General features: G+C 64.7%; 20 protein-coding genes and 3 tRNA genes. 5 read left to right on the top strand and 18 right to left on the bottom strand.

The features are described from left to right. Positions 1-62: 62 nt before the first annotated feature. From AB4059_RS05185 to AB4059_RS05195, 3 genes are read left to right on the top strand one after another with little or no spacing between them, the layout of a single operon-like run. The gene (locus AB4059_RS05185) at positions 63-413 is read left to right on the top strand and encodes a nucleotide pyrophosphohydrolase (RefSeq protein ID WP_498977224.1); all 351 of its coding nucleotides are present in this window, start codon (positions 63-65) and stop codon (positions 411-413) included. A 24-nt stretch (positions 414-437) separates the two neighbouring features. Further along, positions 438-2333, top strand: coding sequence for a DNA/RNA helicase domain-containing protein (locus tag AB4059_RS05190; RefSeq protein WP_498977226.1), 1896 nt, complete (start codon positions 438-440; stop codon positions 2331-2333). Next, positions 2317-4539 carry a KAP family P-loop NTPase fold protein gene (locus tag AB4059_RS05195; protein WP_498977228.1) on the top strand — a complete coding sequence of 741 codons (2223 nt, stop codon included), beginning with the start codon at positions 2317-2319 and terminating at the stop codon, positions 4537-4539. Before AB4059_RS05190 ends, AB4059_RS05195 begins: the two co-directional genes overlap by 17 nt. 103 nt (positions 4540-4642) lie before the next feature. Here AB4059_RS05195 and AB4059_RS05200 read toward each other — a convergent pair. The 12 genes from AB4059_RS05200 to uvrB all read right to left on the bottom strand — a co-directional run bounded on the left by AB4059_RS05200 (position 4643) and on the right by uvrB (position 16121). Beyond that, positions 4643-4719 (bottom strand) — tRNA-Pro (locus AB4059_RS05200). A 65-nt stretch (positions 4720-4784) separates the two neighbouring features. Beyond that, entirely contained in the window at positions 4785-5141 is a 357-nt protein-coding gene (locus tag AB4059_RS05205) for a MerR family transcriptional regulator (RefSeq protein WP_036169922.1), read from the bottom strand. Beyond that, positions 5134-5436 carry an integration host factor subunit alpha gene (locus AB4059_RS05210; RefSeq protein WP_156643100.1) on the bottom strand — a complete coding sequence of 101 codons (303 nt, stop codon included), beginning with the start codon at positions 5434-5436 and terminating at the stop codon, positions 5134-5136. Before AB4059_RS05210 ends, AB4059_RS05205 begins: the two co-directional genes overlap by 8 nt. Positions 5437-5452: 16 nt before the next feature. Further along, positions 5453-7837, bottom strand: a complete 2385-nt coding sequence (pheT, locus tag AB4059_RS05215; RefSeq protein WP_498977230.1) for a phenylalanine--tRNA ligase subunit beta — start codon at positions 7835-7837, stop codon at positions 5453-5455. A 12-nt stretch (positions 7838-7849) separates the two neighbouring features. Next, positions 7850-8845 carry a phenylalanine--tRNA ligase subunit alpha gene (pheS, locus tag AB4059_RS05220; RefSeq protein WP_498977232.1) on the bottom strand — a complete coding sequence of 332 codons (996 nt, stop codon included), beginning with the start codon at positions 8843-8845 and terminating at the stop codon, positions 7850-7852. 121 nt (positions 8846-8966) lie between these two features. Beyond that, complete coding sequence (gene rplT, locus AB4059_RS05225; protein ID WP_036169932.1) at positions 8967-9326, bottom strand: 50S ribosomal protein L20; 360 nt, start codon at positions 9324-9326, stop codon at positions 8967-8969. A 13-nt stretch (positions 9327-9339) separates the two neighbouring features. Further along, a complete protein-coding gene (gene rpmI, locus AB4059_RS05230; RefSeq protein ID WP_027083463.1) occupies positions 9340-9537 on the bottom strand; it encodes a 50S ribosomal protein L35 in 198 nt (65 codons plus the stop codon). Positions 9538-9833: 296 nt separating this feature from the next. Further along, positions 9834-10358 (bottom strand): translation initiation factor IF-3, encoded by a 525-nt coding sequence (infC, locus tag AB4059_RS05235; RefSeq protein ID WP_498977846.1) that lies wholly within the window; start codon positions 10356-10358, stop codon positions 9834-9836. Between the two features lie 66 nt (positions 10359-10424). Then, complete coding sequence (gene thrS / locus AB4059_RS05240; protein WP_498977234.1) at positions 10425-12341, bottom strand: threonine--tRNA ligase; 1917 nt, start codon at positions 12339-12341, stop codon at positions 10425-10427. A 168-nt stretch (positions 12342-12509) separates the two neighbouring features. After that, positions 12510-12584: transfer RNA gene (locus AB4059_RS05245), tRNA-Val, on the bottom strand. A gap of 42 nt (positions 12585-12626) precedes the next feature. Further along, positions 12627-13961 (bottom strand): reprolysin-like metallopeptidase, encoded by a 1335-nt coding sequence (locus AB4059_RS05250; protein WP_498977236.1) that lies wholly within the window; start codon positions 13959-13961, stop codon positions 12627-12629. A gap of 120 nt (positions 13962-14081) precedes the next feature. Further along, positions 14082-16121, bottom strand: a complete 2040-nt coding sequence (uvrB, locus tag AB4059_RS05255) for an excinuclease ABC subunit UvrB (RefSeq protein ID WP_498977238.1) — start codon at positions 16119-16121, stop codon at positions 14082-14084. Positions 16122-16289: 168 nt separating this feature from the next. On the opposite strand from uvrB, the gene AB4059_RS05260 reads away from it, so the two are divergent. After that, complete coding sequence (locus AB4059_RS05260) at positions 16290-16865, top strand: GspH/FimT family protein (protein WP_498977240.1); 576 nt, start codon at positions 16290-16292, stop codon at positions 16863-16865. Positions 16866-16927: 62 nt separating this feature from the next. Here the strand turns inward: AB4059_RS05260 and AB4059_RS05265 are convergent. From AB4059_RS05265 to AB4059_RS05285, 5 genes are all read right to left on the bottom strand, one after another. Further along, positions 16928-17004, bottom strand: a tRNA-Asn gene (locus tag AB4059_RS05265). Then, on the bottom strand, positions 16995-18755 hold the full coding sequence (locus tag AB4059_RS05270) for a prepilin-type N-terminal cleavage/methylation domain-containing protein (RefSeq protein ID WP_498977242.1): 1761 nt from the start codon (positions 18753-18755) through the stop codon (positions 16995-16997). The genes AB4059_RS05265 and AB4059_RS05270 overlap by 10 nt, the downstream gene beginning before the upstream one ends. A 9-nt stretch (positions 18756-18764) precedes the next feature. Then, positions 18765-20312 (bottom strand): hypothetical protein, encoded by a 1548-nt coding sequence (locus AB4059_RS05275; RefSeq protein WP_498977244.1) that lies wholly within the window; start codon positions 20310-20312, stop codon positions 18765-18767. A 1-nt stretch (position 20313) separates the two neighbouring features. Next, the gene (locus AB4059_RS05280) at positions 20314-20805 is read right to left on the bottom strand and encodes a prepilin-type N-terminal cleavage/methylation domain-containing protein (protein ID WP_498977848.1); all 492 of its coding nucleotides are present in this window, start codon (positions 20803-20805) and stop codon (positions 20314-20316) included. Next, positions 20805-21401 (bottom strand): prepilin-type N-terminal cleavage/methylation domain-containing protein, encoded by a 597-nt coding sequence (locus tag AB4059_RS05285; RefSeq protein ID WP_498977246.1) that lies wholly within the window; start codon positions 21399-21401, stop codon positions 20805-20807. The genes AB4059_RS05280 and AB4059_RS05285 overlap by 1 nt, the downstream gene beginning before the upstream one ends. 138 nt (positions 21402-21539) lie before the next feature. Between AB4059_RS05285 and AB4059_RS05290 the strand changes: the two genes are divergently transcribed. Beyond that, positions 21540-21983, top strand: coding sequence for a type IV pilin protein (locus AB4059_RS05290; protein WP_498977248.1), 444 nt, complete (start codon positions 21540-21542; stop codon positions 21981-21983). A gap of 1 nt (position 21984) precedes the next feature. Here the strand turns inward: AB4059_RS05290 and ppnN are convergent, their stop codons facing one another. Further along, the gene (gene ppnN, locus AB4059_RS05295; RefSeq protein ID WP_498977250.1) at positions 21985-23358 is read right to left on the bottom strand and encodes a nucleotide 5'-monophosphate nucleosidase PpnN; all 1374 of its coding nucleotides are present in this window, start codon (positions 23356-23358) and stop codon (positions 21985-21987) included. Between the last annotated feature and the right edge of the window lie 39 nt (positions 23359-23397).

Consider the following 23397-nt stretch of genomic DNA (forward strand, 5'->3'; position numbering starts at 1 on the left):
GAGCGACCCAAGCCTGAGGGGCCGGGTACTGGATTAGGATGTGGCTAACCGAGGGACAGCGAATGGCCAACGATATTCAACAACTCCAGGAACGACTGACCGCTTTTGCTCACGAACGCGATTGGGACCAGTTTCATACCCCACGCAACCTCGCGACGGCCTTGTCAGTGGAGGCGGCGGAGATTCTGGAGCACTTCCAATGGCTGACCGACGCCCAGGCGCAGACGTTGCCGGATACCAAGCGGGCTGCCGTTGGAGAGGAATTGGCGGACGTGCTTTTGTACTTGGTGCAACTGGCAAGGAAGCTGGACGTGGACCTAGTGCGCGCAGCCAACGAAAAGATCGAGAAGAACGCCGTCAAGTATCCGGTCGAGAAGGCGAAGGGGCGCGCGGACAAGTACACCGACCTATAAGCGCAAATCCAGGGGGCGCCGCGCGTGATCGTTTATCAGCAGGTGAAGTCGTCGTTTCTGTCCGACGTGACTGACCGCGTCATCGAGGACGTTGTCTCGGACGCCTATCTCCAGAAGACCGGCCGATACGCGCCGGACTCGGAAGTGCGCTCGTGGCGAGAGTCGCTAACGCAGATGGCTCATGTGCTGATGGACAAGGACATCCCGGACAACATCGGCGTCGGCATCGAATTCGGCATCCCACAATCGTCCAAGCGAATTGACTTCATTCTGTCTGGCAAATCAGAAACCAACGACCCTAAGCTGATTATCGTCGAACTCAAACAGTGGTCGAGTTCGAAGTTGAGCGACAAAGACGGAATCATCATCGCGAATCGCGGCGGACGCGCCGAGCGCGAAGGCGCTCACCCCTCGTATCAAGCCTGGTCCTACGCGGCACTGCTCGAGGGCTTCAACGAGGCAGTGTACGAAAACGGAACCGAACTCCGCCCTTGCGCCTACCTGCACAACTACACCGCAGACGGCGTAATCGATAACCCCTGCTACGCACCCTATCTCGATAAGGCCCCCGTCTTTCTTCGCGGCGAGGAGGAGCGGCGCAAGCTCCGGGATTTCATCAAGCAGCACGTGCGCCACGGCGACAACGCGGAGTTGATCGTCAAGATCGAGAACGGCCGCATTCGGCCGTCCAAGATGCTCGTCGATAGCTTGGCTTCCATGCTGAAGGGCAATCAGGAATTCGTGCTGATTGATGACCAGAAGGTGGCGTACGAGTCATGCCTGGCTGCCGCCCGAGGTGCATCGGAACAACAAAAGCAGGTCGTCATTGTCCAGGGCGGACCGGGTACCGGAAAATCGGTCGTCGCCATCAACCTGCTGGTCACGCTCAGCAAGCTGGGGCTGCTGACAAAGTACGTTTCGAAGAACGCCGCGCCTCGAGCCGTCTACAAGGAGCGGCTGGCCGGGCGCATGCGTCAGGTTGAGATCGCGAATCTATTTTCAGGCTCAGGCGCCTTCATTGAGACACCTGCAAATTCGTTTGGTGCCCTGATCGTGGATGAAGCGCATCGCTTGAATCGCTTCTCCGGCCTGTACGAGAACCAAGGCGAACACCAAATCAAGGAGATCATTAATGCTGCACAGTGTTCGATCTTCTTCGTCGATGACGACCAAGTTGTCACTCTTAAGGACATTGGCACATCATTGGAGATCGAACGTTGGGCACGCGAGCTTGGCGCACACGTCAATCATCTAGAGCTGGTCTCGCAGTTCCGCTGTAATGGTTCGGACGGTTACATCGCATGGCTCGACCATGTACTTGGCGTACGTCCCCATGAAGCCCAACCCGAATTCGACGCCGACGGTTTCGACTTCCGGGTAGTAGATTCCCCGTCAGACCTACATCAACTGATCATAGAACGGAACAAGGAAAGGAATCGTGCGCGCGTGGTAGCGGGGTACTGCTGGGATTGGGCGAGCAAACGCGACCAAAACGCTTACGACATCGAAATCCCGGAATTTAACTATCGACGACGGTGGAACCTTGATCGCGACGGAAGCCTATGGATCGTCGCCCCTAACTCCGTCGAAGAAGTCGGCTGCATCCACACCTGCCAAGGACTGGAGCTGGACTATGTCGGAGTCATCATCGGCCCTGACATGATTGTTAGCGCTGACCGAATCGCTACGGATCCCACTAAGCGTTCACGGCAGGATCGTTCGATTAGAGGCTTCAAGTCCGCCATGGCCGCTGAGCCGGATGTCGCGTTTCAACGAGTCGACAGAATAATTCGCAACACATATCGAACGCTTATGACCCGAGGCATGAAGGGTTGCTATGTCTACTGCGTGGACGCCAAAGTCCGCGAGCACTTTGACACCATCGCAAACAGGGGCATTTTTGATGGACAAGGAAGTTAACGCGTCAATTGGAATCCGTGCGGCATCCGGTCATGACGCGCCCGCATTCCATCGAGCAGAAGATATTTACAATCGCTGGCCGCTTGCTACCGCGATTTCCCGAGCCATCGAAGCTTCGCCGTTGAGCTGGTCTACGCGCGTCGGCTTGTTCGGCGCATGGGGCGAAGGAAAGACCTCGGTGTTGAATTTCCTCGAGCAGCAGCAAACCGTCGCGGGAAATATCATTATCCGCTTCTCCCCATGGGGCGCCTCTACCGAAGAAGATGTATGGCAGGGCTTTAGCCGTACGCTACGCAAGGGGCTCGCGAAAGCCAGATCTCCCCTTCCGCTCATGACAAGAGCGATGTATTGGGTCCGCCGCTGGGCGGGCCCTATCGCGGCACACATAAAGGCGGCCGGAAAGATTGCAAACGCAAAAGCACCAGGCATTTCGGCCGGGACTGATTTTGCGGCGGGATTGGTTGCGAAGCACGTCAAGCTGTCGAGGCGAGACGTTGAATCAATGGCTCGCTACATAGGCAATCGAAGAGTCATCATCTTCGTCGACGACCTGGATCGCACCGACCCTGCGGTCATACCGAAGTTGCTACTCGCGCTTCGCGACTTGTTGGACTTTTCGCAGTTCGCTTTTGTCTTGGCCTTCGACAAGTCAATTGTCTCGAAGGCGATAGAGGAACACAACGCCGCGTGGGCTGAGAACGCTGATACGTTTCTCCACAAGATCATTGATTTTCCTTTCGAGATTTCGCCGCCCAGCAGGGCGCAAGTGCTTGCGCTTGCAAGAGATCAATTCGAGAAGCTTTGCCCATTTGTTCCATTGGCGACCATTAGTGACTTGGCGGATGTAATTCCAACGAATCCACGCAAGTTGAAGCTATTGGGCCGCATGCTAGCTACGGCCAGGACAGAGGCGGCGAGACACGAGCCAGGTGAGATCAAGTGGAACGTCGTAGTCTTGTACGCGATGCTCAGCCTTGAGTCGGCGGGATTAGCTAGCGATCTGCTTCACATGTCCACTATCGGCAGCCTGAAAAATCGTTGGTTGCAATTTGGCATGACTGACAATGACGAAATGAAAGCGCAAGCAGACAGCGCGACCAAAGATCTCTTGGCTCGACATTCCCAGAAAGACAATGCAGCCCGCATTGGGGAATTGATTCAAGCTTGGCGTAACAACATACCGGCCATCTTTGGGGAAAACCTCCGCTACCAAGCGAGATTCACGGTCACACCCCACTGCATTACGTGGGGAGAATTCAAGGACTTCCTAAAGACGTGGCGCGAACTGAAGCGATCTGAATCCGTCACGGCCTTTGTTGAAAGCAGCGCCATGAGGTCGAATCAAGCGCCGTCAGATGCAGAGAAGGAATTCTGCGAGGCGGTACTTGCGCACTACTCAGCAATTTTGACTCAAGCCGCCGACGTCACAAGTGGCGACAGGCACTTGGCGATGATGGAGCTTGCATTTGACACTTTGCAGCTCGCGAGAAACGTTTTTGTTGACTCGCCGATCGAACTGGATGAGACGTTTCGTATTGAGCTGTGGACGCGCTTTTATCGACTCGTTCTGCAATGGCTTCACTTCACGGCGAACCCCAGGGAAAGCGATCTGCGCAAAGCAGAGGAATCCCTTCTTAAAGATTTCGCTTCCTCGTTGAGGAACAGCATGCTTGTTTATGAAGAACTGAAACCTGGACATGAAGAAAACATTGGCAGAGGGAAGCAAGAAGCCCAGCTGAGAAACGCGTTCTCGCAGTCTATCCAGGCGTCAATCTTAAATAGCGTTTGCCAACAGGCGCTTGCACTCATTAGTGAGCCAGAACAGTTGCGACGCCTTCGCGCGCAAGGAAACGACGGCCTCAGATATCTCCTTGGAAACCCGAATAGCCCACTGTTTTCGACCCCGAGAAGAGGTGATCTGCTTTCTGTGCTTGAGGCAAGAAAAAATACCGATCACGTCATCGAGGATTCGATTGACTACCTCGCCTTCCTATTGGCTTCGCTGTCTCGTACCGAGCAGCGAAAGTCGATGTTTCTAACAAACTCAGATTTCGCAATCCTGCTTTGGAGTCTCGTCATATCGAGGCCTAGCCAGTTTCGAATGTTGAGTACGCTGCGGGAGTACCGTGATGCACTCTTGACATGTGGCCTATCCGAAACCCAGATACCGAGTCCGAGCTGGTTGGACTCGATAGATGAGATCTAGGTTCGCCTACTGATTTCAAGGAGTCGCGCGGGCCAAGACAGAACCACAACTGGCGATGCCAAAAAAAAAGCCCCGCCGAATCGGCGAGGCTTCTTGTTTCAATTGGTCGGGGTAGCCGGATTCGAACCGACGACCACCAGTCCCCCAGACTGGTGCGCTACCAGGCTGCGCTATACCCCGGGTAGGCCGGCGATCATACCGCATCGCCGCATTTCGGCCCAGATCTGCAAGTTCCGCCTGCGCGTTCAGCGACGCAGCAACACCAGGATTTCTTCGAGCTCCATCCGTACCTGCTTGATGATCTGCGTGCTCAGCGCGCTTTCCTGCTTGGCGCCCTCGCCTTCCAGGCGCAGCCTGGCGCCGCCGATCGTGTAGCCCTGCTCGTACAGCAGGCCGCGGATCTGGCGGACCATCAGCACGTCGTGGCGCTGGTAGTAGCGGCGGTTGCCGCGGCGCTTGACGGGTTTCAGGCTCGGGAATTCGGTTTCCCAGTAGCGCAGCACGTGCGGTTTGACATCGCACAGCTCGCTGACTTCACCGATGGTGAAGTAGCGCTTGGCCGGGATCGGCGGGAGTTCCTTGTTACTGCCCGGATCAAGCATTGCCGGCTCCCGTGTAAGCCTCGACGCGTTCCTTCAACTTCTGCCCGGGGCGGAACGTCACCACCGTGCGGGCGGAAATCGGGATCTCTTCGCCGGTCTTCGGGTTGCGGCCCGGGCGTTGGTTCTTGCGGCGCAGGTCGAAGTTGCCGAAGCCCGACAGCTTCACCTGGCGGCCCTGCTCCAGCGCTTCGCGGAGCGCGTCGAAGAACGCGTCGACGAATTCCTTCGCCTCGCGTTTGTTCAGGCCGACTTCGTCGAACAGTCGTTCGGCCATTTCCGCTTTGGTCAGTGCCATCTCGTCCCCCCGACGATCAGCTGCGGATCGCGGCGTGGTGTTGGGCCTGCAATGCCGAGACCACCTCGGTCACTACTTGCTCCACGTCGCGGTCGGTCAGGGTGCGCGATTCATCTTGGAGAATCAAGCCCATAGCGAGACTCTTGAATCCCGATTCGACCCCGGCGCCGCTGTAGCGGTCGAACAGCACCAAGTCCCTTAAAAATCCGCCTGCGGCCGCTTTCACGGTCGCCTGCACGTCGGCCCACCGCACCGTTTCCGGGACGATGAACGCGAGGTCGCGGCGGACGGACGGATACTTCGACAGGGCCGCCGCGCGCGGAATGTTGCGGGCCAGCATCGGGGCCAGGTCGAGTTCGAAGGCGATCACTTCGCCGGCCAGGTCGAGGGTCTTCGCCAGGCGGGGGTGCAGTTGGCCGATCCAGCCGACGCGGGCCTCGCCCTCTTCCGTCAGGCGGAAGACGTCGGCCGAGCGCCCGGGGTGGCCGTGCGGTTCGGTCGAGGGGCGGAAGGCGAGCGGTGCGTTGGCCAGCAGCGCGAGCGATTCGAGGTCGGCCTTCAGATCGTGGAAGTCGACGTGGCGCGGGCGGTCGGACCACTGCTCGCTCGCCGCGCTGCCGATGGCGACGGCGGCGATGCGCTGGGTCTCATTGGGGGCGCCGCCGGCGTTCGCATGGAACACGTTGCCGATTTCGAACAGGCGCACACGCGTCTGCTGGCGCGCGGCGTTGCGCGCGAGTGCGGCGACCAGGCCCGGCAACAACTGCGTGCGCATCACGCCGAGTTCGGCGCTCAGCGGGTTGGCGAGCGGCACGGCGGCGTCGGTCGCGTGCCAGGTGGTGAGCAGCGCTTCGTCGACGAAGGCGTAGTTCACCGCTTCCAGGTAATCGCGCGAGGCCAGGTGGCGGCGCACGGTGGATTCCTCGACGCGCGTTTCCGTCGGCGCGGCCAGGCGCGTGCCGCCGCCGGGGAGCGTGGCGGGGATGTTGTCGTAGCCGAAGATGCGCGCGATTTCCTCGACGAGGTCTTCTTCGATCGCGATGTCGAAGCGGCGCGTCGGCGGCAGCACGTTCCAGCCGTCGTTGGTCGGCACGACGGCCAGGCCCAGCGCGTGGAGGATGCGCTGGACTTCGGCGTCGGCGACGTTGGTGCCGAGCACGCGTGCGAGGCGACCGCGGCGCAATCCGACGTACTTCGGTTGCGGCAGGTGCTCGGGCAGCACGGCTTCGGTGACCGGGCCCGGGGCGCCGCCGGCGATTTCGACGATCAGGCGCGTGGCGATTTCGATCGCCTGGCGCGGGAGGTCGGGGTCGACGCCGCGTTCGAAGCGATGGCCGGCGTCGGTGTGCAGGCCGAGGCGGCGGCCGCGGCCGATGATCGCGCTCGGCACCCAATGCGCGGCTTCGAGGAAGACGTTGCGCGTGGTGTCGGTCACGCGCGTGTCGAAGCCGCCCATGATGCCGCCGAGCGCAACGGCGCGGTCGTTGTCGGCGACGATGAGGAATTGATCGTCGAGTGCGACGTCGCGGCCGTCGAGCAGCTTCAGCGCTTCACCGGCGCGCGCGCGGCGCACGCTGATCGGGCCCTTGAGCAGATCGCGGTCGAAGGCGTGCATCGGCTGGCCGATTTCGAGCATCACGTATTGCGTGACGTCGACGAGCAGGCTGATCGGGCGGATGCCGCTGCGGCGCAGGCGTTCGGCCATCCAGATCGGCGTGGGCGTGTGCGCGTCGATGCCTTCGATGACGCGGCCGACGAAGCGCGGGACGTCGGCGCCGGCGTCGAGCTGGATGGTCATCTCCGCGTCGTTGAGCGCGGGCATGGGCGTGGCGTCGAACGGAACGACTTCGCTGCCGAAAGCGGCGGCCACGTCGTATGCGATGCCGCGCACGCTGAAGCAATCGGCGCGGTTGGGCGTGAGCTTGAGTTCGAAGCGCGCGTCGGGCAGGCCGAGGTATTCGGCGAGCGGCACGCCGATGGGCGCGTCGTGCGGGAGTTCGAGCAGGCCGGAGGCGTCGGCGTCGAGCCCGAGTTCCTTCGCCGAGCAGAGCATGCCGTTGGACTCCACGCCGCGCAGTTTCGCGGCCTTGATCGTGAGGCTGCCCACTTGCGTGCCGATGGTGGCGAGCGGCGCGATCAGGTTCGGGCGTGCGTTCGGTGCGCCGCAGACGATCTGCAGCAGTTCGCCGCTGCCGATGTCGACTTTGCAGACCTGCAGCTTGTCGGCTTCGGGATGCTTGGCGCATTCGACGATGCGCGCGACGACCACGCCGTCCAGGCCTTCGCCCAGCACGTCCATCTGCTCCACTTCCAGGCCGATGGCGGTCAGCGTGGCGGAGAGTTGGTCGCGCGTGGCATCGGTGCGCACGTGCTGGCGGAGCCAGTTTTCATTGAACTTCATGCGTTCCGATCCTCAGGCGAACTGGCGCAGGAAGCGCACGTCGTTGTCGAAGAAGCTGCGCAGGTCGTCGACGCCGTAGCGCAGCATCGCGAAGCGTTCGACGCCCAGGCCGAAGGCAAAGCCGGTGTAGCGCTCCGGGTCGATGCCCACGTTGCGCAGCACGCTCGGATGCACCATGCCGCAGCCGAGCACTTCCAGCCACTTGGTCGTGCCGTCGGGCTGGTGCCAGGCGATGTCGACTTCGGCGGACGGCTCGGTGAAGGGGAAGTAGCTCGGGCGGAAGCGCATTTCGAAATCGCGCTCGAAGAAGGCGCGCACGAATTCGGCGAGCGTGCCCTTGAGGTCGGCGAAGCTCGCGTGCTCGTCGACCAGCAGGCCTTCGACCTGGTGGAACATCGGCGTGTGCGTCTGGTCGCTGTCGCTGCGGTACACCTTGCCCGCCGCGATCATGCGCAACGGCGGCTTGATGTCCTTCATGTAGCGGATCTGCACGCCGCTGGTGTGCGTGCGCAGCAGGCGGCCATCGCCGAAGTAGAAGGTGTCGTGCATCGCGCGCGCAGGATGGTGCGGCGGGAAGTTCAGCGCTTCGAAGTTGTGCCAGTCGTCTTCGATCTCGGGGCCGGTGGCGAGTTCGTAGCCCAGGCGGCCGAAGATGTCGGCGATGCGTTCGAGCGTGCGCGAAACCGGATGCAGGCCGCCGCGCGCGGCGTCGCGGCCGGGCAGCGTGACGTCGATGGATTCGGTGGCGAGTTTGTGTTCGAGCGCGGCTTCGTCGAGCGCGTGCTTGCGCGCGGACAGTGCGTCGCCGATGGCGTCGCGGGCGCGATTGATGGCTTCGCCTGCGGCCTTGCGTGCGTCGGGCGGCAGCGTGCCGAGCGACTTGAGTTGGGTGGTGATGCTGCCCTGCTTGCCGAGCAGGCTCACGCGCAGCGCTTCGAGCGCATCGGGCGCGTTGGCCTCCGCGATGTCGCGGAGGGACTGTTGCAACAACGAATCGATTCCGTCCATTTCAATTCCCTGGAAACGGGCATTCCATAACGAAAAAGGGGGGAAGGACCTGCGCCCTTCCCCCCTGCGTTGCTTTCCGTCGAAAGCCGCGCAAGGAGCGCGGGCTTTCGCGGTTGTTGCATTACGCCGCGAGCGCGCTCTTCGCCTTTTCGGCCAGCGCCGCAAAACCCACCGCATCGTGCACGGCGATATCGGCCAGCACCTTGCGGTCGAGGGTGATGCCGGCCTTCAGCAGGCCGTTCATGAAGCGGCTGTAGCTCATGCCGTTGATGCGGGCCGCGGCGTTGATGCGCGTGATCCACAGCGAACGGAAATTACGCTTCTTCTGCTTGCGGCCGATGTAGGCGTACTGCAGCGCCTTGGTGACCGCCTGCTTGGCGACGCGGAAGACTTTGCGGCGGGCGTGGTAGTAGCCCTTCGCTTGCTTCAGGATTTTCTTATGACGACGGCGGGCCGTCACACCACGTTTGACTCGTGCCATTTGTCAGCCCTCCTCAGAGATACGGAAGCATGCGGTCAAGACGGCCTGCGTCTTCGGCACGAACGTGGTTCGTCTGCCGGAGATTGCGCTTCCGCTTGGTCGCCTTCTTGGTGAGGATGTGGCTCTTGTTGGCGTGGCCGCACTTGTACTTGCCGGAAGCAGTCTTCCGGAAGCGCTTGGCCGCCGCCCGATTGGTCTTGATCTTGGGCATGGGTGTAGTCCGTTTCGAAACGATGTCTGGCGTGGCGGTGGCGTGCGCCACTCTTTCCGTCCGTGCCTGCGCCGGCTTGTGTCGTGCGCCCCGGGGGGTGCGACGACGGGATCCTTGAACAACAACCCCGATGAATCGGGCCCGGCATTATGCAGGCCCGGCGAATGTGTTGCAATTCAAAACCTTAGTCGGGCACCCAGCCGGTGGCGGGCGTCCTTGTCTCACGGGGGTGCGCGACTGGCGCCACGCCGCCCAAAAACGAACGGGCCGCGTTGCGCGGCCCGTCGGTCGATCGATTACGTCTTCTTCTTCGGCGCGATCATCATCACCATCTGCCGGCCTTCCAGGCGCGGCCGCGACTCGATCACGATGTCCTCGCCCAGGTCGACCTCGATGCGCTTGGCCATCTGCTGGCCCAGCTCCTGGTGGCTCATCTCGCGACCGCGGAAGCGGATGTTGACCTTGATCTTGTCGCCCTCTTCCAGGAAGCGGCGCATGTTGCGCAGCTTGATCTGGTAGTCGCCCTCGTCGGTCACGGGGCGGAACTTCACTTCCTTGATCTCGACCTGCTTCTGCTTCTTCTTGGCAGCCGCGGCCTTCTTTTGCGTCTCGAACTTGAACTTGCCGAAGTCCATGATGCGGCACACCGGCGGATCGGCGTTGGGCTGGATCTCCACGAGGTCCAGGCCTTCGTCTTCGGCCATTCGCAAGGCTTCGTCGCGCGTGAGCACGCCGATCATTTCGCCGTCGCTGCCGATCACGCGCACGCGCGGCACGCGGATTTCGCTGTTCTTTCGATTCTGCTTTTCAGGGGTGCTGATGTCGCAATCTCCGTGGAGTATCGAGCCGCACGCGCGAGGGGACGCACGCGGAACTGTTGTCTAACGCTACTGCTCGTCGCGCAAGCGCTGCGCGAAGTCGGCGACGGACATGGTCCCCAGGTCCTCGCCACTGCGCGTGCGCACCGCGATGGCGCCATTTTCCTTCTCGCGGTCGCCGACCACGAGCAGGTATGGCACGCGCTGCAGCGTGTGCTCGCGGATCTTATAGCCGATTTTCTCGTTCCGCAAATCGGCGTCGACCCGGAAGCCTTGATTCGTAAGGGTTTTCCGAACCTCGGCCACCCAGTCCGCCTGGGCGTCGGTGATATTCATGACCACCGCCTGCACCGGGGCCAGCCAGGCGGGGAAATGCCCGGCGTGGTGCTCGATCAGGATGCCGATGAAGCGCTCCATCGAGCCGACGATGGCCCGGTGCAGCATGACCGGATGGCGCTTGGCGCTGTGCTCGTCGACATACTCCGCGCCCAGTCGCCCCGGCATCATGAAGTCGACCTGCATCGTGCCCAGCTGCCAGGTGCGGCCGATCGCGTCCTTGAGGTGGTATTCGATCTTCGGGCCGTAAAACGCGCCTTCGCCCGGCAACTCCTGCCATTCCACGCCTGCCGCACGCAGCGCCGAGCGCAGGGCCTCTTCGGCCTTGTCCCAGGTGGCGTCATCCCCCAGGCGCGGTTCGGGGCGCAATGCGATCTTCAGCTGCACGTCCTCGAAGCCGAAGCGGGCATAGACGTCCATCGCCTGCTTGTGGAAGGCGGTGACCTCGGCCTCGATCTGGTCTTCGGTGCAGAAGATGTGCCCGTCGTCCTGGGTGAAGCCGCGCACGCGCAGGATGCCGTGCAGCGCGCCGGAGGGCTCGTTGCGGTGGCAGGCGCCGAACTCGCCGTAGCGGATCGGCAGGTCGCGGTAGCTGTGCAGGCCGTGGTTGAACACCTGGACATGGCCCGGGCAGTTCATCGGCTTGACCGCGTAGGTGCGCTTCTCCGATTCGGTGAAGAACATGTTCGACTGGTAGTTGTCCCAGTGGCCCGAGCGCTTCCACAGCGACACGTCCAGGATCTGCGGGCAACGCACTTCCTGGTAGCCCGAATCGCGGTACACCTTGCGCATGTACTGCTCGAGGACCTGCCAGATCGACCAGCCCTTGGGATGCCAGAACACCAGGCCTGGCGCTTCTTCCTGCAGGTGGAACAGGTCCTGCTGCTTGGCGATCTTGCGGTGGTCGCGCTTCTCGGCTTCCTCCAGCTGCGTCAGGTAGGCCTTGAGGTCTTTGTCGTTGAGCCACGCGGTGCCGTAGATGCGGCTGAGCATCGCGTTGTTCTGGTCGCCGCGCCAATACGCGCCGGCCACTTTCATCAGCTTGAAGGCGCGCAGTTTTTCCGTGCCCGGCACGTGCGGGCCGCGGCACAGATCGGTGAACTCGCCCTGCGAATACAGCGAGAGCTCCTCGTTGGCGGGGATCGATTCGATGATCTGCGCCTTGTAGTCCTCGCCGATGCCGCGGAAGAACTGCACGGCCTCGTCGCGCGATTTCACGCTGCGCGAAACCGGCTGCGCCTCTTTGACGATCTTCTGCATTTCCGCTTCGATCGCCGGCAGGTCGTCGGGCGTGAAGGGACGCTCGTAGGCGAAGTCGTAGTAGAAGCCGTTGTCGATCACCGGGCCGATGGTGACCTGCGCGCCGGGATACAGGCGCTGCACGGCCTGCGCGAGCAGGTGCGCGGTGGAGTGGCGCAGCACGTCGAGCGCATCGGGATGCTTGTCGGTGACGATCTCCAGCGCGGCGTCGTGGTCGATGCGGAAGCTGGTGTCGACCAGCTTGCCGTCGACCTTGCCGGCCAGCGCGGCCTTGGCCAGGCCCGCGCCGATGGAGGCGGCGATCTCGCCGACGGTCACCGGATGGTCGAAGCTGCGGACGCTGCCGTCGGGCAGCGTGATCGCGACGGGGGTTTGGACTTCTGCATTCATTGCGGGGCACCAGAAATGAAAAAAGCGCCCGAGGGCGCCTGCTGTCGCTGCGACTCGGGAAGGGTCAGGACGGGTTGCGCGTAGTGCTCATGTCGCACGCTTGGCCGGCGTTTCCGCGGACCACCTTTTCTGTCTTCGTCGCCAAGGGTGCCACGCTTTCTGCAAGCGTGGTGGGCGGTACAGGGTTCGAACCTGTGACCCCTACCATGTCAAGGTAGTGCTCTACCGCTGAGCTAACCGCCCGTATCGCCCCGCCAGGCCTTGCGGCCAAGCGGGCTGCGCAGTTTAACGAAGGTGCTGCGCTGCGACAACAGGCGCGTCGTTCCTCGTCCCCTGGCGGAAGCTCGAAATCGCGGGCGCGATGAAGTCGATGCCGCGCGCGTTGTCGATGCGCCCGGCCACGCCGCAGGGGGCGCCATCGCAGGCGCGCGGGTCCGGACCGGAGAAGCGGCCCAGCCAGATGCCGGTGCCCGGATCGGTCATCAACGTGCCGAAGGTGGGCGTGCGCAGGTCGAAGGAGAAGGCGAACGCACCGTAGGTCACGGTGCCGTCCTCCGCCGTTTGCGCGGCAAGGTCGTGCGCCGCGCCCATCGCGTGACCGAGTTCGTGCGCGAGGACGTACGCGCCGCAGGGCGCGACGTCGGCGACGACATAGCCGTGCATGGGATCGAGGTTCGCGTCGCCCTGCTGGTTGGCGCCGTTCAACCACGACGCGCCGCAGGTGTCGTCCTTCGCATCGGGGACCGGGCGGATGAAGGCGGCCAGGTCGGCGGCGGTGGCATCGCGCATCGCTTCGAAGTCGATGTCGCCGTACATGCCGGAGGTGAGCACGTCGAGTGCTTCGGCATTGGTGAGCGTGGCCGGGATCGCGACTTCGCGCGCACCGACCATGTGCAGGCGCACGCGCGTGCCGCTGTCCAGGTGCGCCTGGTTGGCCACGGCGACCAGGTGGGCGATCTGCGTTTCGGCGGCCGCGCGGCTGCCGCGCAGCGTGACGAGTTCAGGCGAATACAGCGCGAGCAGGTCGATGCGCACCGGCGCGCGATCGTCCATCCGGACCGGATGCTCGGCGGCGGCCTTGAAGTAATCGGCGTCGAAATGCGCGCTGGGCGGAATGCGGTAATCGGGCGTGGCCGGGTGGCCGGTCGTGCCACGCGGCACGAGATTGCGCGCCGGCGCGACGGTCACCATCCCGTCGTTTTCGGTTTCGATCTGCATCGCGTGGCCGTCGGGCATCGGCAACTGGCCGAACACCGCGTTGGGGCCGAAGGTCAGCACCATCGATTGCGAACCGGCGACGGTCGACACGCGGCCGACCAGCGACCAATGCCCGCCGCCATGCGTTTCCTGGCGTTCGATCTTGACCGGATAGGAACTGCCGTCGGGCAGCACGACTTCCAGCGTGCCATCGCGCAGCGCGCGGCGCGCCATGCCGGCGTCGAGGTGGATCCCTTGGGCGGCGTTACCGAGGAACAGCGTGGGCACGCCGGTTTCGGCGACGGTAAACGTCGGGGACGCGGGCGCACGCTCGCGCGCGTGTTCCGCGTGCAAGCTCCAGATCGCCAGACCCACACCTGCCGCGAGAACCGCGCAGGCCACCGCCCCCTTGACCATCCGCATCGAAACCCACCGCCCGGAACCGACCGCAGCGCGCATCTTAGCCGCGTCGGCGGCCGCCGAAAGGGCCATTGGTCAGGAGGGTTGGCCCGATGTGCGGCGCCCGGTCCGGGCGCCCCGTGTTCAGGTCGCCAGGCTGGCGTCCTTGAGCTTGCGGATCTGGTCGCGCACGCGGGCGGCGTCTTCGAATTCGAGGTCGCGCGCGTGCTTGTACATGCGGTCTTCGAGTTGCTTGAGCTTGGCGGCGATCTGCGACGCATCGAGCGCGGCGTAATCCACGCGTTCTTCGGCCACCGCGGCCACGCGGCCCTTGCCCTTCTTCTTCGCCTCGCCCGGCTCGCTGCGCGCGCCTTCGAGGATGTCGACGATGGGCTTGGAGACCGACACCGGCACGATGCCGTGTTCGGTGTTGTATTCGACCTGCTTCGCGCGGCGGCGGTCGGTCTCTTCGATCGCCAGTTTCATCGACCGCGTGATGCTGTCGGCGTAGAGGATCGCCTTGCCGCGCAGGTTGCGCGCGGCGCGGCCGATGGTCTGGATCAGCGACCCGGCGCTGCGCAGGAAGCCTTCCTTGTCGGCGTCGAGGATGGCGACGAGCGACACCTCGGGCATGTCCAGGCCTTCGCGCAGCAGGTTGATGCCGACCAGCACGTCGAACTTGCCCAGGCGCAGGTCGCGGATGATTTCCACGCGCTCCACCGTGTCCACGTCCGAATGCAGGTAACGCACGCGGCAGCCGTGTTCGCCGAGGTATTCGGTGAGGTTTTCGGCCATGCGCTTGGTCAGCGTGGTAACCAGCACGCGGTCGCCCATCGCCACGCGCAGGTTGACCTCGCCGAGCAGATCGTCGACCTGCGTGGCCACGGGGCGGATTTCGACTTCCGGATCGATCAGGCCCGTGGGGCGCACGACCAGCTCGACGACTTCGCCGGCGGACTCGCGCAATTCATACGGCCCCGGCGTCGCCGACACGTAGATGCTTCGCGGCGAACGCAATTCCCATTCCTCGAACTTCAGCGGCCGGTTGTCCATCGCCGAGGGCATGCGGAAACCGAACTCCACCAGCGTTTCCTTGCGCGAGCGGTCGCCCTTGTACATCGCGCCGATCTGCGGAACGGTGACGTGCGATTCGTCGACGACGAGCAGCGCGTCGGGCGGCAGATAGTCGTACAGACACGGCGGCGGCTCGCCCGGCATGCGGCCGGTGAGATGGCGCGAGTAGTTTTCGATGCCGTTGCAGTAACCGACTTCGGCGAGCATTTCCAGGTCGTAGGTGGTGCGCTGCTGCAGGCGCTGCGCTTCGACCAGCTTGTTCTGCGAATACAGGTACTCCAGGCGATCGCGCAGCTCGGCCTTGATCAGGTCGACGGCCTGCAGCACGGTGCGCCGCGTGGTGACGTAATGCGACTTCGGGTAGATCGTGTAGCGCGGCACCTTGCGCAGCACTTCGCCGGTGAGCGGGTCGAAGATCGACAGGGTTTCGATTTCGCCGTCGAACAACTCGATGCGCAGGGCTTCCATGTCGCTTTCGGCCGGGTGCACGTCGATGGTTTCGCCGCGCACGCGGTAATGGCCGCGCTGGAGTTCGAACTCGTTGCGCGTGTACTGCATTTCGGTGAGGCGGCGGATCAGCTCGCGCTGCTCGATGCGCTCGCCACGCACCATGTGCAGCACCATGTTGAAGTATTCGTTGGGGTCGCCCAGGCCGTAGATGGCCGAGACCGTGCAGACGATGATCGCATCGCGCCGCTCCAGCAGCGCCTTGGTCGCCGACAGGCGCATCTGCTCGATGTGCTCGTTGATCGAGCTGTCCTTCTCGATGTAGGTGTCGGACGAGGGGACGTAGGCTTCGGGCTGGTAGTAGTCGTAATAGCTGACGAAGTATTCGACCGCGTTGTGCGGGAAGAAGGCCTTGAACTCGCCGTACAGCTGCGCGGCGAGCGTCTTGTTCGGCGCCATGACCAGCGTGGGCTTCTGCACGCGGTTGATCACGTTGGCGATCGTATAGGTCTTGCCCGAACCCGTGACGCCGAGGAGCGTCTGGCGCGCCAGGCCGTTTTCGAAGTTGGAGACGAGCCGTTCGATCGCCAGCGGCTGGTCGCCGGCGGGCGAATACGGGGAGACGAGCTGGAAGGGCGTGGCGTTGGACGACTCTGGGCGCATCGGGTCTTCGGCAGAAGGGTGCGGCGGGGCAATTGGCGAGTGTAGCGCCGGGCGGATGAAGCCTGAGGCGCTGGCGCGGGGTGTTCCGACACCAAGGCGCGAGCCTCCCCGACGGCGGTCGCAACGCATGCGACGCAGCATCGGAAGGCCCGCTTGCGAGGCTTCGATATGCGTCCCCTGCCCTTTGATTTCAACGGCTTCGGCCGCCGTTGCGCGCGCGGCGCCACCTTGCTGGAGGTGTCGATCGTCGTGGCGGCCGTTGCGACGCTCGCCGCCCTTGCGGTTCCACGTTTGAGCGCCGCGCGCGAAGCGGCGCGCAGCAGCGCAGCGCACCAGGCGCTACTCGCCTCGCTGATGGCGGCGCCGACGCATGCGGCGTCCAACGGCGTGGAGGTGGTCGTGTGTCCGGGCGCACCGAGCGGATGCGCGGGAACGCACGACTGGAGCGGAGGTTGGATCGTCTTCGCCGACCTGGATGGCGACCGCTTGCGCGATCCTGCGCGGGAGGCCCTGTTGCATCGCGCGGGCCCACCAGGCGGCCACACGCACCTGCGAACGACGGTCGGCCGCACGCGGCTGGTCTTCCAACCCGATGGCAGCGCCGCGGGCTCGAACGTGACCTTTACCCTCTGCGACGGCCGCGGGCCGCGGCGCGCGGTGTCGCTTGTGATGAACAACACCGGCGCGTTGCGGGCAGCGCCTGCGTCGATTGCGCAGGCGAATGCGTGCATCGCGCCGATGTAGGCGCTGGCGATGCGCGCAAGAAAAAAGGCCTGCATCGCTGCAGGCCTTTGGTCAATCGAATCTGGCGCCCGAAGTTGGACTCGAACCAACGACCCCCTGATTAACAGTCAAGTGCTCTAACCGGCTGAGCTATTCGGGCGGGGGCGCATATTCTGGCCGCCCGTGCGGGGCGGCGTCAATCCGCGCGAGGCCGCTTTCGCCGATTTCGAACGTTTGCGCGTCTTCCACCACGATTTCATCGCCTTGCAAATCGGTCGCCGCGGGCACCCGTGCGCTGCCAGCGGCGCCGGAATTGGAGGTGCGAGCGGCCGCGACGGCGTCGGAAACGCCAGGTGCGAGGCCGTATACGCGTCCGCCGGGTGTGGGTTCAGGCGCGGCCGGATCGCGCGAATCGACGGCGAGGATCGCAGGATCGCGCGCGGACCACTGCGCGAGGTCGGTGAGGTCCAGGGTGAAAAACGGGAGGAAGGGCAGGACGCAATCGGCGAGGACGGCGGCGCCGGGCGGGCACGCGCCCTGCGCGCGGCGCGCATCGATGGCGGCGTCGAGCGTCGCGCGCGCCTGCGGCTCCAGGTGGTCGACGTAAAGCATGCGGGCATGCAGGTAACGGCGATCGGTTTGTGATGCCGCGGGGAGTGCGATGCGGTCGGGTTGGTTGAGGCCGCGGGCCGGTTGGTCGTGCAACGCATCCGCGTTTTCCGGCGTGCCTTCGGCGTATTGCGCGAGGTAGTCGCGCAGGAAGGTCGTGTAGCGCTCCCCTGCCCCGGGATCGGGCTTGCGCGATGCCGCCGGGACGCCATCGACCGTTCGGGTCTGCAGCAACCCGAAGTGGCGCCCGCGGAGATCCGCCGCCGTGCGCCACCAGCCGTCGATGCGCACCACGCGGCAACTGTCGACGTAGTCGCCCGAACCGGTGTCGTCGACGGCGACGAGCGCGCCGGCTTCGTCGAGCGCGTACTTGCGATACGCGGGATCGCTGCTTGCGGTGTCGAACTTCGGATGCGACGAAGGCCCGGGCGCATCGTGCCGGTCGCGGCAACATTCACGGCAGCGCGGGCTTTGGGGGACATCGGGATTCGGACCGGCGAGATAGCGTTCGCCGGGCGCTTGCGCGTTGTCTTCCGGCGCGTAAACGGCGTACCGCATGCCCGTCCAGATCGCGGGCCAACGTGCGGTGCGATGCAAGGACCCCAGTCGATCGCCGCCTGCTCCGTATCGACAGGCGCATTTGACGATCTCAGTTTCGATCCGGTTTTCGAGACGCGCGCCCGTCCCCTCGTCGGTGTAGGTGAGCACGTCGAATCGCGTGCTGCCCAATGGATCGATCGAGGGTGGCGTGGCGGCGGTCACGCGCCCGTCGCCGATGGGGATCGGAATCGTGTCGAGGATCGATGCGTCGACGCCGCGGCGCACGCGTGGCTGCAACGAGGTCGGTGCAGCGGCATGGAGGCGATTGGGCTCCAGCGCCAGGTCGCCGAGGATCGTGCGCAATTCCACGGTCCGCGTTTCGCCGGTGGGTGCGGTCCACTCGGCGGCGACGCGGGCCGACTTCAATGCGCCGCCTGCCGACGGTTCGACCGTGCGATGCAGCAGCAGGCCGCGGAGCCCGCTGTCGCACGCGGCATGTTCGACTTCATTGGCGGGTGCGCCGCAGGCGACGTTGCGCCCGTCGATCGGTCCGTCAAGCGATGCGATGTCGGCGAACGGCGTGGCGCGCAAGGCGTCGAGTTCGCTCGACACCAAGGCGAGGACACGCGCGCGACCTTTCGCCTCCGCCGCATTCCGGGCCAGCGCGCCCTGCAGCGCCGCAAGCGCGAGCAGGCCGGTGGCGAGCAATGCGACGGCGACGAGGACTTCGAGCAGGGAGAATCCGGTGTTGGTTCGTCTCATCGGTGCCCCTCAGTACGACACGCCATCGCTCCACGCGCCGGGGGCCGGTGCGTGGGCGGCGGGCACGGCATCCCGGAGTTTCGCGATGACCTCCGGGGCAGACGCGATCGCGCTGTCGCCGCTTGCATGTTCGATGCTGCCCTGGACAACCGCGGCGCCGTAGATCGCAGCGCCGGCACGCAAGCGCAACGTTGCACTGCCGCCGGTCGCGGGATCGAGCACGTCTTCGCGGGCGCGCACGAAGACGATGCCGAACACGCGTCCGCGCACGGCCAGCGCGCCATCGACGACAAGCACCACGGGCGCATCGGGCGCGCCGAGTTGATCGCCGGCGGCGATGTCGCAATTGGCCTGGCACCAGAGCAGACCGGAAAGATGCGATGGCCAGGGCCCCTGCAGAACCTGCTCGGGCCGCACCAGTGCGCTGGCCGCGGCGTCGCGCGGCACGACGCGCGCAGCGTGGCGGTAGAGGAAGGCCTCGTCGGCGGGAAGTTCGATCCGCCGCATCGAAGGCGCGACGAAGACCCGCATCGGCGTGCGCGATTCGCAAAACCCGTCGCCATCGATATCGCTGCGCGCTGAAACGCCGAACACCTGCGCGAACAAGTCGCACGGAAACTCGCCTGGCGCCACGTCGAGATTCACGCCCAGGGCATTCGTGCCGTCGCTGCCATCGACATCGAGTACGTCGATGCCCTCGGGATCGGCGCTGTCGACCAGGCCGCCATCGACGGGACACCGGCAGTCATCGCAGATCGCGACGCCGCCCTCCATCGTCGACGCACCGCCATCGAAGAACTCACCGGCGTGGCAGGTGTTCGCCGCGGATTTGTGGACGTTCCTCCGGCTCCACGCAGAGACCGGAAGGCCATCGCCACCGGCGTTCGCGTTGGCGACGACATGCAGCGGCGCGCGCAGGTCGATGTCGCCACTCGCCACCACCGGCGGCATCCGCTCATCCGGCGTGAACACGTCGGACCGCGCGAACGTCTGCGCCACCGTCGCACGCGCGCCCTCGTCCGGCAGTCGGCCGACGCCGACGAGGGTGTATTGCAGGTCGTTGCCTGCGTCGGCCGGACCGGTTGCACACCGCGCCGCATCATCCCGCGCCACGCGACACAACACAGCGCCCGCTCCGTGTGCGATGCGTTGGAACGCACCCACCTGCGCGATCCGTCCCTCCTCCAACGGCAGCATGCGTGCGTCGAATGCATCGACCGCGCCATCGCCATCGCGATCGCCGCCGGGCTGCGTCCAGTAATACATCGCGGCACGCCGCGCGGCGTCGGTGATCGCGCCGCAGGGAAAGGCCTGCGCCAACTCGCTGCAGGGCATCCACTGCGGGCCGTGCGCCAATCGCGCCGGATCGGCGCGCAGCCAGGCGGCGCCCTGCGCGACGGCCGCTTCCGCGAGCTCGCCGACCACCCGCGCCCGCACGACGTTGCCGGATGCGCGTTGGTCGAACACGCCGACATGCAGCGTCAGCAAGGTCACGACACTCGCCAGCAACAGCACCACGATGGCCGCGACCAGCGCATTGCCTTCCGAAGGCCGCATCTCAGCCGCCTCCGTTCGAACGCAGCGCCACAACATGCCGCAGCGTCGCTTCGCGGCCCGACAGGAACGCGGGTGGATCGCGCAGCGTCGCGGACAGGACGATCTCGACGCGACGATCGTTCACCGCCGCGTCGTGGACGAAACGCAGCGCGGTGACACGCACCGCATCGCTGCCGATGACCAAACCCGCGCCTGCGCAGTCGGCACCGGCACCACGGCGCACTTCGATCTTCCCCGCATGTTCGCGAATCGCGAGATCCGCGCCACGAAAGCATCCGGGGGCGACGTGCACCTCGGCGCCACCCGTGCGTCCCCGCCGCACCTCCGCCACGACGAACGACATCGTCGTCCGCAGTTCCTGCTGCAGGCGCGTCGCAAGTACCGTCTCGCTTCCGGCGCGCAGCAGTTGGAGGAAGAACCCAAGCGCGGCCGCAATCACCAGCAGCCCGAGCGCGAGCGCGACGAGCAGTTCCACCAGCGTGAAGCCGCGCATCAGCACGACCGCACCCCTGCGATCGCGTCACCATCGCTGCACACCGACGCATGGCCCAACGGCGAAACCACGATGCGCAACGCAAAGCGTCCGCTCCGCGACGCGAGCCGCACCGCCTCGCGCATCTCGCCGATGCGCATCCCCGTGCCACCCTCAAACGCAAACGCATCGACCGCCGAAGACGAGACAACCCCGGCGTAGGTCTGCGCGGACACCACCGCGCGCCGCCCCTCCACCACGCACCCATCGCCGGCAACACAGTCGCAAACATCGCCACCCGCCATCGGCATCCCGACCAGCGGCAACGGTGCCTCGCGCGCGCCGGCGCACCACTGCGCGCCCAGCCCGGACATGCGCACCGAAACCGTGCGCGCCTGTTTGACCGACGCGAGCCTGGCCTCCGCGATGAGCGCGACCACTGCATCGGCGGCGCCGCGCAAACGTGTCTTCTCGAAATATGTCGTGAAGGCAGGCACCGCAACCATCGCAAGGATCGCGAAGACGGTCGTCGCCACGATGAGTTCGACCAGGGTGAAACCGGACGCCCGCCGGGCGCGCATGTACCGAGGCATCCGTGCCTCCTCCGTGTTGTCCACTGCGCTCCGGTGTAGCACGGCGTTCCGGCGCGCGATCCAGCGCAGACCGACGAGCGGGAACGGATGGGGGTCCCAACGGTTCCGGCCCCGTGAATGCCCAGGCGTAGCATCCTTCGAGGGTTAGGAAGGAGTGCACGAATGCGTCGCCAGATCGGCTTCACATTGATCGAACTGATGGTCGTCGTCGCCGTCGTCGCGATCCTCGCGCTGATCGCGCTGCCGATGTACGGCGAACAATCGCGCAAGGGCAAACGCGCCGAAGCCGCGCAGGCCCTGGGCGACTTCCAGTTGCGCCAGGAAAGTTTCCGCGCCGATCACCCGACCTACGGCGACACGACGTCCAACTCCACCGCCACCAACGTGCTCGGCAGCGTGGCGAATGTCACGACCTACAACACCGGCCTGAAGTACTACACGGTGAGCGTGTCCGGGAACACGGCCACCGGCTACACGCTCACAGCCACGCGCAAGGGCGAGATGACCAACGACCCGAAGTGCGGCAACTTCACGATGACGATGGTCTCGGGCGTCGTCACCAAGGGCGTCAGCACCGGCGACGCCGATTACTGCTGGCGCAAGTAGTTCAGGTCACCACGCGGTAGCACGGCCGATATTCGCCGGCGATCTTCATGCGCCGCTGCTCGACGAAGGCGCGCAACAAGGCATCCAGCGCTTCCATCATGTCGCGGTCGCCGTGGATCTCGAACGGCCCGCGCTCCTCGATCCGCCGCAAGCCCTCTTCCTTGACGTTGCCCGCCACGATCCCGGAGAACGCACGCCGCAAATCCGCGGCGAGTTCATGCGGCTTGCGCCCATGGTGCAGATCCAGCGCGGCCATCGCCTCGTGCGTCGGCACGAACGGCTTCTGGAATGCCAGCGGTACATGCATCGCCCAGTTGAAGAAGAACGAATCCTTCTGCGCGATCCGATGATCCTTCACCTTGCGCACGCCGGAGGCCATCCGCTTGGCCACCTTGCCCGGATCCCCGACGATGATCTCGTAACGCGCACGCGCCGCGTCGCCGAGCGTCAAGCGCAGGAACTGATCGATCTGCTCGAAATACGGCGCCGACGCCGTCGGCCCCGTGAGAATCAGCGGGAACGGCAACTCCGCGTTCTCCTCGCGCAACAAAATGCCGAGCAGGTACAGGATCTCCTCCGCCGTCCCCACGCCACCCGGGAACACGATGATCCCGTGCCCCATGCGCACGAACGCTTCGAGACGCTTCTCGATGTCCGGCATGATCACCAGGTGGTTGACGATCGGATTCGGCGATTCGGCCGCGATGATCCCCGGCTCGGTGATGCCGATGTAACGCATCGTGCGACGGCGCTGCTTCGCATGCGCGATCGTCGCGCCTTTCATCGGCCCCTTCATCGCACCCGGGCCGCAGCCCGTGCAGATGTCCAGGCCGCGCAGGCCCAACTCGTAGCCGACCTGCTTGGTGTACAGATATTCGTCGCGGCCGATCGAATGGCCGCCCCAACACACGACGAGGTTGGGTTCGGCCGGATGCAACACACGCGCGTTGCGCAGCAGGCCGAAGACTGCGTCGGTGATGGCATCGCCGGTGTCGAGGTCGCGTTCGTTGAGTTCGATCGCGGTGTACGCAAGATCGCGCACGACGGCGAACAACAACTCCGCCACGCCGCGGATGATCTCGCCATCGACGAAAGCGATCGCCGGGGCGTGGTGCAGATCGATGCGCACGCCGCGGTCCTGCTGCAGCACCTGGATGTCGAAGTCCGGATACAGCTCCTGCGCCGCGCGCGGATCGTCGGTGGCGCTGCCGCTGGTGAGCACGGCGAGCGCGCAACGGCGCAACAGGTCGTGCATGCCGCCGGAAGAGGCGTCGCGCAGGCGCGCGACTTCGGCGCGCGAAAGGACATCCAGGCCGCCGCGCGGATAGATGCGCGCATTGACGGTGGGAAGCAGGCTGGTCGTTTCGTCGTTCATGCACAAAGGGTAGCGCAAAACGGGAAACGGCCGGGTTTC

The organism is Lysobacter sp. 2RAF19 (assembly GCF_052115395.1).
Taxonomy (GTDB): domain Bacteria; phylum Pseudomonadota; class Gammaproteobacteria; order Xanthomonadales; family Xanthomonadaceae; genus Noviluteimonas.

Bases quoted from the DNA above. Each gene is read 5' to 3' on its own strand.
- AB4059_RS05185 (WP_498977224.1), top strand. From the start codon at position 63: ATGGCCAACGATATTCAACAACTCCAGGAACGACTGACCGCTTTTGCT.
- AB4059_RS05195 (WP_498977228.1), top strand. From the start codon at position 2,317: ATGGACAAGGAAGTTAACGCGTCAATTGGAATCCGTGCGGCATCCGGT.
- AB4059_RS05205 (WP_036169922.1), bottom strand. From the start codon at position 5,141: ATGCTTGATCCGGGCAGTAACAAGGAACTCCCGCCGATCCCGGCCAAG.
- AB4059_RS05210 (WP_156643100.1), bottom strand. From the start codon at position 5,436: ATGGCACTGACCAAAGCGGAAATGGCCGAACGACTGTTCGACGAAGTC.
- pheT (WP_498977230.1), bottom strand. From the start codon at position 7,837: ATGAAGTTCAATGAAAACTGGCTCCGCCAGCACGTGCGCACCGATGCC.
- pheS (WP_498977232.1), bottom strand. From the start codon at position 8,845: ATGGACGGAATCGATTCGTTGTTGCAACAGTCCCTCCGCGACATCGCG.
- rplT (WP_036169932.1), bottom strand. From the start codon at position 9,326: ATGGCACGAGTCAAACGTGGTGTGACGGCCCGCCGTCGTCATAAGAAA.
- rpmI (WP_027083463.1), bottom strand. From the start codon at position 9,537: ATGCCCAAGATCAAGACCAATCGGGCGGCGGCCAAGCGCTTCCGGAAG.
- thrS (WP_498977234.1), bottom strand. From the start codon at position 12,341: ATGAATGCAGAAGTCCAAACCCCCGTCGCGATCACGCTGCCCGACGGC.
- AB4059_RS05250 (WP_498977236.1), bottom strand. From the start codon at position 13,961: ATGCGGATGGTCAAGGGGGCGGTGGCCTGCGCGGTTCTCGCGGCAGGT.
- uvrB (WP_498977238.1), bottom strand. From the start codon at position 16,121: ATGCGCCCAGAGTCGTCCAACGCCACGCCCTTCCAGCTCGTCTCCCCG.
- AB4059_RS05260 (WP_498977240.1), top strand. From the start codon at position 16,290: ATGCGTCCCCTGCCCTTTGATTTCAACGGCTTCGGCCGCCGTTGCGCG.
- AB4059_RS05270 (WP_498977242.1), bottom strand. From the start codon at position 18,755: ATGAGACGAACCAACACCGGATTCTCCCTGCTCGAAGTCCTCGTCGCC.
- AB4059_RS05275 (WP_498977244.1), bottom strand. From the start codon at position 20,312: ATGCGGCCTTCGGAAGGCAATGCGCTGGTCGCGGCCATCGTGGTGCTG.
- AB4059_RS05280 (WP_498977848.1), bottom strand. From the start codon at position 20,805: ATGCGCGGCTTCACGCTGGTGGAACTGCTCGTCGCGCTCGCGCTCGGG.
- AB4059_RS05290 (WP_498977248.1), top strand. From the start codon at position 21,540: ATGCGTCGCCAGATCGGCTTCACATTGATCGAACTGATGGTCGTCGTC.
- ppnN (WP_498977250.1), bottom strand. From the start codon at position 23,358: ATGAACGACGAAACGACCAGCCTGCTTCCCACCGTCAATGCGCGCATC.